The 7,671-nt window shown below is 55.5% G+C and carries 7 protein-coding genes and 1 pseudogene; 1 reads left to right on the forward strand and 7 read right to left on the reverse strand.

Features of this window, described 5'->3' with window-relative positions; all coding sequences use genetic code 11:
- Positions 1-29 precede the first annotated feature (29 nt).
- From gatD to JHD74_RS15930, 7 genes are all read right to left on the reverse strand, one after another.
- A complete protein-coding gene (gene gatD / locus JHD74_RS15900; protein WP_199063054.1) occupies positions 30-1,079 on the reverse strand; it encodes a galactitol-1-phosphate 5-dehydrogenase in 1,050 nt (349 codons plus the stop codon).
- Positions 1,080-1,130: 51 nt separating this feature from the next.
- The gene (locus tag JHD74_RS15905; protein WP_024527641.1) at positions 1,131-2,513 is read right to left on the reverse strand and encodes a galactitol-specific PTS transporter subunit IIC; all 1,383 of its coding nucleotides are present in this window, start codon (positions 2,511-2,513) and stop codon (positions 1,131-1,133) included.
- 3 nt (positions 2,514-2,516) lie between these two features.
- Complete coding sequence (gatB, locus tag JHD74_RS15910; RefSeq protein ID WP_021181786.1) at positions 2,517-2,801, reverse strand: PTS galactitol transporter subunit IIB; 285 nt, start codon at positions 2,799-2,801, stop codon at positions 2,517-2,519.
- Complete coding sequence (gene gatA, locus JHD74_RS15915; RefSeq protein ID WP_065683967.1) at positions 2,798-3,295, reverse strand: PTS galactitol transporter subunit IIA; 498 nt, start codon at positions 3,293-3,295, stop codon at positions 2,798-2,800. Before gatA ends, gatB begins: the two co-directional genes overlap by 4 nt.
- Entirely contained in the window at positions 3,288-4,589 is a 1,302-nt protein-coding gene (gatZ, locus tag JHD74_RS15920) for a tagatose-bisphosphate aldolase subunit GatZ (RefSeq protein WP_199063055.1), read from the reverse strand. The genes gatA and gatZ overlap by 8 nt, the downstream gene beginning before the upstream one ends.
- A 383-nt stretch (positions 4,590-4,972) precedes the next feature.
- The gene (locus tag JHD74_RS15925; protein WP_199063056.1) at positions 4,973-5,827 is read right to left on the reverse strand and encodes a tagatose bisphosphate family class II aldolase; all 855 of its coding nucleotides are present in this window, start codon (positions 5,825-5,827) and stop codon (positions 4,973-4,975) included.
- Between the two features lie 193 nt (positions 5,828-6,020).
- Entirely contained in the window at positions 6,021-6,863 is an 843-nt protein-coding gene (locus tag JHD74_RS15930; RefSeq protein WP_199063057.1) for a 23S rRNA (adenine(2030)-N(6))-methyltransferase RlmJ, read from the reverse strand.
- Between the two features lie 302 nt (positions 6,864-7,165).
- On the opposite strand from JHD74_RS15930, the pseudogene JHD74_RS15935 reads away from it, so the two are divergent.
- Positions 7,166-7,671, forward strand: a pseudogene (locus tag JHD74_RS15935) (hypothetical protein); the annotation flags it as partial.

Below are 7,671 nucleotides of genomic sequence, written 5' to 3' on the forward strand. Positions count from 1 at the left end.
GCTGCACCCGTGCAGCCATTGGCTAAATATCACCCTTCGCCAAGCTTGAGCATGATTTTCCCCTGCATCGGCTTACCGGCCAGGGCTGCAACGCTGGCGGCGTATTGCTGCGGGCGATCGATGCTGGCAATCAACGGCTCCAGAGCCAGATCCGCCGATTGGAACAGCTTCATGGCCTGTTGCCATTCTTCCCCTGGCCACGGGGCCGAATAGTTCATCCAACTGCCCAGCAGCGTCAGTTCCTTGCGCAGGATCTGGCTGAAGGTGCTGTAAGACAGATGCAGGTCCTTATGGAGCGTCCCCACCAGCGCGATTTGTGCCCGTGGCCCGGCGATATCCAGCGCCAGTCCGACCGTTTGTGGCGTGCCAGCGGTTTCCAGAATCAACTGATCAAAGCGCCTTTCCTGTAAGCGTTCGGCTATCTCGGAGGGGCTAAGCTCCGCGCTGTTAAACGCGTTTTCTGCACCGATCTGCCGTGCCAGCTTGAGCCGGTCGTCATTGATATCGATCGCCGTGACGCTGCGTGCGTCCATCGCGCGGGCACATTGGATCGCCAGTTGGCCGATGGTGCCGGCACCAATGATGATCACCTCTTTGCCTTGGCAGCCCCCAGCCAACTGAATGGCATGCAGGCCGACGGTGATGGGCTCAATAAATGCCCCCTGCAATAAACTGACGTTGGCAGGCAATTTCACCAGATTGGCGCGTTTGACTACGATAAACTCGGCGTTGCCACCGTGGCTGCGTGAACCGACGAACTGGTAATGCTTGCACAGCGAATAGTAATGGCGCTGGCATTCCGGGCAGTTAAAGCACGGTAACAAAGGGACGCAGGCCACGGCATCATGCTGTTGCAGATCGGTAACCCGCTCGCCACAGGCCACGACCCGGCCACTGAACTCATGCCCCAGGGTAATCGGGTAGAAATGCGCGCCTTTGGCGAAGATGCGGGGGATATCCGAACCGCATAGCCCGGAATACGCCACCCGAACCAACACCTCATCGGCGGCCTCAATAGCAGGAGCGGGGCGTTCTTCAACGCGCACTTCTCCCTCCGTGTGGATCACGACTGATTGCATAGCTTGAACTCCGTAGAGAATAGATTGGGGGAGGCGGGCTCCCCCGAAGGATTAGGACATGGCGTTGAGGCTTTGGCTGGCCTGTTGCTTGGCGGTGGCTTCAGCCTGGGCAAATTGACGGGCACGGCGCCAGGTGAGGAACACCCCAATGGCGTAAATGACGCCGATAACGACCAGACCCACCACGTTTTGCCAGGTGAGCAGTTGGATCAGCAGGTAGGTGATCGGTGAGCCGCCTTGGTCCATCGAGGCCACCACGCCGCCCGCTTTCAGCGCACCAGCATTGGCAGCCAATTGGGTATGCAGCCCGATGGTTTGGGTGGCGATCCACAGCGTGATGCTCATGATGATAAAACCCGAGATCAGCGTGCGGAACAGGTTGCCCTGATGCACTGCCACGGCGAGGGCCACAAAGAAGCCGATGGTTGCCAGATCGCCAAACGGCAGCACCTGGTTACCTGGGACGATCACGGCGATCAGAATGGTCAGCGGGATAAAGATCAGGCTGGCGGAGACCACGGCGGTATGGCCCAGCAGCAGCGCCGGGTCGAGGCCGATAAGGAACTCCTGGCCGCCAAAGCGTGCTTGCAGGCGTTTACGGGCATGCTTGGCGATGGGCGTCAGGCCATCCATGATCGGTTTGATCACCCGTGGCATCAGCAGCATCACGGCAGCGGTTTTCACCGCCAGTTGCAGAATGCCCTTCAGGTCGTAACCGGCCAGCGCACCGATAATCAGCCCCATCACAAAGCCGACGGTCACCGGCTCGCCGAACGGGCCAAAGCGTTTCTGTACGTCGTCTGCGCTGAAGTGAATACGGTTCAGGCCGGGGATCTTCTCGATAATGGTGTCTACCAGCACGGCAATCGGCCCCATATAGGCGGAGGTGCCGTGCGGAATGGCAATCCCTTCCAGCCCGAAGAAGTCGCGGGTGTCTTTGGCGAACCAGTCCCCCAGCTTGTAAACGAAGGCGGCATGCACCACCACGCCCAGCATACCCAGCCAGTATGAACCGGTGGCCAGATGCACCATGGCACCGGTAAAGGTCATGTGCCAGATGTTCCAGATATCCACATTAACCACTCGGGTCATACGCGTCAGCAACATCACGATGTTGACCGCAATCGCTACCGGGATGGCGATCAGGGCAATCTGCGAGGCCCAGGTCATCGGTGATGAGCCTGGCCAACCGATATCCACCACGTGCAGGTTGATCTGGAACTGCTCGGCCATCGATTTTGCCGCTGGGCCGATCGAGTCCAGCATCAGGCCGATAACCAGCCCGATACCGACAAAGCCGATGCCGATATGAATGCCGGATTTAAATGAATCCCCTAATTTCATCCCTAAAATCAGCGAGAAGATGATGATCACGATAGGCAGCATCACCGTAGGGCCGAGATCGAGGATATAACGCATGATGTCGGTAAACATGGGCTACTCCGTCAGAATGGTCAGTATTTTTTGTTTCAGCGCATCGATGCCGACACCGGAAATAAACGGCATGCCGTGCACCAACGGTATATCGCCAAACTGCCGGTCGACGCGGGCGGTGGTGCAGATCAGGTCGGCATCGTCCATATAGGTTTCAATCTCGGTCACGCGGCACTGCACCAAGTCCAGCTCGATGTTGTGCTCCGCGCACAGCTCTTTGATCTCTTCTGCGGCCATGGTCGAGGTGGCAACGGCACCGCCGCAGGCAACAATAATTTTACGTTTCACAGTGTGGCTCCTTCATATTCTGTTTTTTGTTGTGGTCGGGAGGGCGAAGTGAAAACCCGCTGGGCAAAAATTTCGCCCAATTGGTCCTCGGGGGCGGTCAGAAGTGCAGCGATAAACTCGGGGTGCTGCAACTGGCCAAACAGCGTGCGCAGTAAAACCAACTGCGCCGCCGGGTCGGTGACGATCAGCGCGATAATCAGGGCAACGTCGATCGTGCCGTCATCATCCGCCTGAGCGAAGGGTACGGCCTGGTCAGGGCGGATCAGATAAATAGCCGGGGCACGTGCATGCTCCGCTTCACAATGGGGGATGGCGACCGCGTGCTGCTCAAGGGCGATGCCAGTGGGATAAGCGCTCTCACGTACCAGCAATGCCTGCGGGTAGCTGTTGTGAACGACCCCGGCGTTGAGCATGGTGACGCCAATGTGCTCCAGCGCCTGCTGTGCGTCGGCAAAGCTGATGCCAGTGCGAACGAACAGTTGGCTGTTATGCATGGGCTATCTCCTCGGCATTTTTGGCTTGCTCTGCGGGGGCACAGCCGAAGCGATAAGCGCGCAGCACATCCTGAATTTTGTCGATCATCAGTGCGTGGGGCTGTTTCGCCAGCTTGCGTTCCATCACGCGCTGATACTGCAGCGGGAAGTATTGGCTCAGCAGGCCAGCGGGGATCTCTTGCTGATCGAGGTTATTGAGCAGCGTCGTCATACTTTGGGCGATACGCGGGTGGGGCCAGTAGTAGCGGATACGGTCCGACAGGCTGAAATGCAGGTCGATCAGCGAGCGGCTGAACGTCGGGTGATAATACTTTTTCCAGTAATCCGGTTCGTCGAGCATGACGGCGTCAATCACCGCCAGGATCTGGCTACGTTTTTCCGGGGCAATCAGGGCTTGTTCGATATTGGCCAGAGCAAACACCGCTTCGCGCAGGGCGAACGTCAGGGCCGGGCCAACTTTGAGAATGGCGAAGTGATCGCGCACCAGCTGCTGATAGGCTTCACGCGTTTGGTAATCGGTAGAGTGCGCTTCATAGACCAGCGGCGTGGTGGTAATAAACTGGGAGAGCTCGCGGGCTAGCTGTGGTTGGTAAGCGATCACCTGTGAATGGTCGAACTCCACCCCTGGCTGCACTACCACGGCGATGATCCTCGGGATCGCCACTGCCAACCCGGCCTGGCGGAACGCCTGATAGTGAGTTTCCAGCGTGGCGGCGGCATCCGTCGCGTGAGTGATATGTACGTTGCCAATGGCGGAAGATTCTCCTCCAGGAACTGGCACTTCGGTCCCAATCACATAGGTCAGCTGCTGTTTTTGCTCTGGGGTAGCGACCCGTTCGGCGACCTGACACAGGCGGGCGGCGCGTTCTGCCACCACGTGGGGATCTAACGGGATCGGATCGTCGGCGCAGGACATGGACGCATCCAGATGGATCTTGCTGAATCCGGCGGTGACGTAGTCGGCGATCAACACTTCCGCTTTCGCCATTGCGCTGGCGGCGGGTTCATTTTGCCAACAGTTCGGGCCTAGATGGTCGCCCCCTAACAGCAGCCGGGAGAGCGGAAAGCCGACGGTTGCCGCAATATCGCAGACAAACTGCCGGAAATCCGCCGGTTTCATGCCGGTGTAACCGCCAAACTGATTAACCTGGTTGGATGTGGCCTCGATCAGCACCTGGCGATCGCTGTGCAGATCCAGGCGTAATGCGGCTTCAATGACTAATGGGTGTGCCGAACAGACAGAGCAGATCCCGATCGGCTCCCCTGCTTTATGTCGTGCGATTATATTTTTCATTCTACCCTCCGTTTTCTTACGAATATAATCGTAATGTTTCGAAAGGTTAGCAATGCACTTTTCTATTATTCGTGATCAAGATCGAAAACTTTACCGCTATTTTTCCGTGCTGGTGCTTTCAGTGTGAGGGAGTAAGTTAACGGATAGGGTGGATTTAGTTATTTAAAATCAGTTAATTATAAATATCTGGTAAGGAAAGGGATCGGCATACGCAATAAAGTGAAAGCGGTTATTGTGACGAGAGGATGCCCCTCACCCCAACCCTCTCCTTTAGTGAGAGGGGGCTGTTAGCACCTGCTCTTTTGGAAGTAAAGAGGTCATCTCATTAAACTCGATCGGTCCCCTCTCCCTGCGGGAGAGGGCAATCACTGTATTGGCGCAGGTCACAGCCTGCCTTCACAGCCACAAACCTGAATCACCTTTTGCACCACCTGCTGCATGGCCAGCTTGGCGGGCTGCATATAGTGGCGCGGGTCGTTGGCCTGCGGATGCTCCGCCAGATGCTGTTTCAGCGCATCGGAAAAGGCGATCTTAAGCTCCGTCGCCACGTTCACCTTGCAGACCCCCAGCCGAATCGCCTGCTGAATATCAGCGTCTGGCAAACCCGACGCACCATGCAGCACCAATGGCACGCTGACCCTGTCGCGGATCTGCCCAAGGCGGATGAAATCCAGCTCTGGCTTGCCCTGGTAAAGTCCATGCGCCGTACCAATCGCCACCGCCAGTGAATCGATGCCGGTGGAACGCACAAACTCCTCGGCCTGCTGCGGCGAGGTATAGCGGGCATCCTTGGCATCGACGCTGATGCCCTCCTCAACGCCCCCAAGCCGCCCCAGCTCTGCCTCAACGCTGACATCATAACGATGGCAAAACTCGGTCACCTGCCGCACCAGCGCGATATTTTCCGCAAAGGGCAGGTGCGAGCCATCAATCATGGCCGAGCGGATCCCTGCATGTACTTTGGTTTGAATATCTTGCAGGGCCTCATGGTGATCCAGATGCACCGCCAGCGGGATGCGGTATTCGGTGGCCAACTGTTTGACAATGGCGACCACGTTAGCCGTTCCCGCATAGAGATAGGTGCCGGGCGTACCGGCCAGGATCACCGGTGAGCGCATGTGTGCGGCGGTTTCAGCCACCATCTGCATGGTTTCCAGGTTATGAATGTTGAAGGCTGGTACGGCATAGCCCTGTTGTTGTGCCTTCTGCAGCATATTGTTGGTCGAAATGATGTACACCGCCTGCCTCCTGTTTTCTTTGGTTACGTTATCTTTCGATGATTATCATCTAATCGAAAGTTAAAATAAGCAAACAGTTATTTTGCGGTTGTGATGAGGATCGGCAAAAGATCGAGGCAAAATAAGGAGCAAGCAGGGTGGGATAGCGAAGGGAAAAGCGGATGGCCGCCCAGGCAGGCGACCATCATCGATCTTATTCTGGTACGACCCAGTTCACCAGGTGGTGACCGATACCGGACGGCACCAGTACCTTGTGTAGCCACGGCAGCACGTTGTTCATCTGCTGTTCCAGCTTCCAAGGTGGGTTAATCACGATCATGCCTGAAGCCGTCATCCCGCGTTGATCGCTGTCGGGCTTCACCGCCAGCTCGATTTGCAGGATACGGCGGATGCCGGTCGCTTCCAGCTCTTTGAGCATGCGTTTGATCTGCTGGCGCATCACTACGGGATACCACAGGGCATAGGTGCCGGTGGCAAAACGCTTGTAGCCTTCCTGAATGCCTTTCACCACGTCTTGATAATCGGTTTTCATCTCATACGGCGGGTCCATCAGGATCAGGCCACGGCGTGACGGAGGCGGTAACTGGGATTTTAACTGCTGGTAACCATCGGCACGTTGCACTTTGGCGCGCTCGTCTTTCTGGAATTCGTTACGCAGCAGCGGGAAATCGCTTGGGTGCAGCTCTGTCAGATGGATTTTATCCTGCGGGCGCAGTAACTGACGGGCGATCAACGGAGAGCCAGGGTAGTAACGGAGGGTGCCAGAACGGTTGAAGTTGTGCACCACGCTCATGTAAGCCGCCAGCTCTTCTGGCAGATCGTCACGTTGCCACAGTAGGCCGATGCCTTCCAGGTATTCCCCGGTACGCTCGGCATGCTCACCGCTCAGCTGATAGCGCCCGGCACCGGAGTGGGTATCCAGGTACAGCAGCGGCTTATCTTTTTCTTTCAGCGCCTCAATGATCAGGCTCTGAATGGTGTGCTTGAGCACGTCGGCGTGGTTGCCGGCGTGAAAACTGTGGCGGTAACTTAACATGGCGTTTTGTGTTTCCTGATTTTCGAGTTATTTTCAATAAAATCAACTCATTAAATGCAAAAGAGTTCTGCGTGTTTACTGCAAACTCGTAGATCAACGAATTTAAGCTACCAAGTATAAACCGCCTTGCTGGTAAAAAGCGAAAAGCGTTGCAGCCTGGGGGGAGCTACGCTGGTATAGGCAAGAATGGGTGATAGCTATAAGGGAATTATTTTGATTGTTCTTTATACAATGCTGAATTTCAATTATATTAGTGGATGAGTAAATGGAGATACTTTTTTATAAGGCAACCGGAGGCCGCCATGAAAGATAGAATATACCCCAACTATCTCACGGGAAATAATTCCACTCTTTTCCCCACACCACCCGATCATGGTGCCTATGCCCGACGAATTGCGGAAGAAAAATTCCAAGCTTGCATGAAAGCCGAACAGCGTCACATCATGCTGCTTACCAAAGAAGAAGCCTATGATGTTCTGGAGTGCTTTGGAGAGTTTGGCCGAGGCGATCGGCAGCTTGATGAGGGCTTTCTCAATATCAACCGTGATGAAGGCCTGGACTATCTGGGATATGCTGCCACCTATAGCGGTAACGCGAAGGATTTTTATTCTGCGGCGGATCTGGTCAGGAAGTTGGGGGGCTTTGGGATAGCCGCTATCATTTATGTCGGAAGAAACGGTGAGAAGCTAATCAAGATCACCGGCTACCCAGGTATTAGACGGATCTTAAATGGAACGCGTTATTCGTTAAATAATATGCAAATTGTGCAGATTGGGGTCGGGGTAAAAGCTGTCTCTTATACACATCT

Source organism: Serratia sp. ASV30 (assembly GCF_016428815.1).
GTDB lineage: Bacteria > Pseudomonadota > Gammaproteobacteria > Enterobacterales > Enterobacteriaceae > Chania > Chania fonticola_C.